1 pseudogene is annotated in these 888 nt (G+C 36.6%); it reads left to right on the forward strand.

The features are described 5' to 3' along the window. The first annotated feature begins 17 nt into the window (after window positions 1-17). Window positions 18-861: pseudogene (locus EXE10_RS21090) on the forward strand (carbapenem-hydrolyzing class D beta-lactamase OXA-58). Window positions 862-888 lie beyond the last annotated feature (27 nt).

Raw genomic sequence — 888 nt, forward strand, 5'->3', positions numbered from 1 at the left:
TTTTAAAGTTGTATATCATGAAATTATTAAAAATATTGAGTTTAGTTTGCTTAAGCATAAGTATTGGGGCTTGTGCTGAGCATAGTATGAGTCGAGCAAAAACAAGTACAATTCCACAAGTGAATAACTCAATCATCGATCAGAATGTTCAAGCGCTTTTTAATGAAATCTCAGCTGATGCTGTGTTTGTCACATATGATGGTCAAAATATTAAAAAATATGGCACGCATTTAGACCGAGCAAAAACAGCTTATATTCCTGCATCTACATTTAAAATTGCCAATGCACTAATTGGTTTAGAAAATCATAAAGCAACATCTACAGAAATATTTAAGTGGGATGGAAAGCCACGTTTTTTTTAAAGCATGGGACAAAGATTTTACTTTGGGCGAAGCCATGCAAGCATCTACAGTGCCTGTATATCAAGAATTGGCACGTCGTATTGGTCCAAGCTTAATGCAAAGTGAATTGCAACGTATTGGTTATGGCAATATGCAAATAGGCACGGAAGTTGATCAATTTTGGTTGAAAGGGCCTTTGACAATTACACCTATACAAGAAGTAAAGTTTGTGTATGATTTAGCCCAAGGGCAATTGCCTTTTAAACCTGAAGTTCAGCAACAAGTGAAAGAGATGTTGTATGTAGAGCGCAGAGGGGAGAATCGTCTATATGCTAAAAGTGGCTGGGGAATGGCTGTAGACCCGCAAGTGGGTTGGTATGTGGGTTTTGTTGAAAAGGCAGATGGGCAAGTGGTGGCATTTGCTTTAAATATGCAAATGAAAGCTGGTGATGATATTGCTCTACGTAAACAATTGTCTTTAGATGTGCTAGATAAGTTGGGTGTTTTTCATTATTTATAAGAATTAGAAGTTTGAGGTTAATCTATT

Origin of the sequence: Acinetobacter sp. WCHAc060033, from assembly GCF_004209125.1 — a bacterium.
GTDB lineage: Bacteria > Pseudomonadota > Gammaproteobacteria > Pseudomonadales > Moraxellaceae > Acinetobacter > Acinetobacter wuhouensis.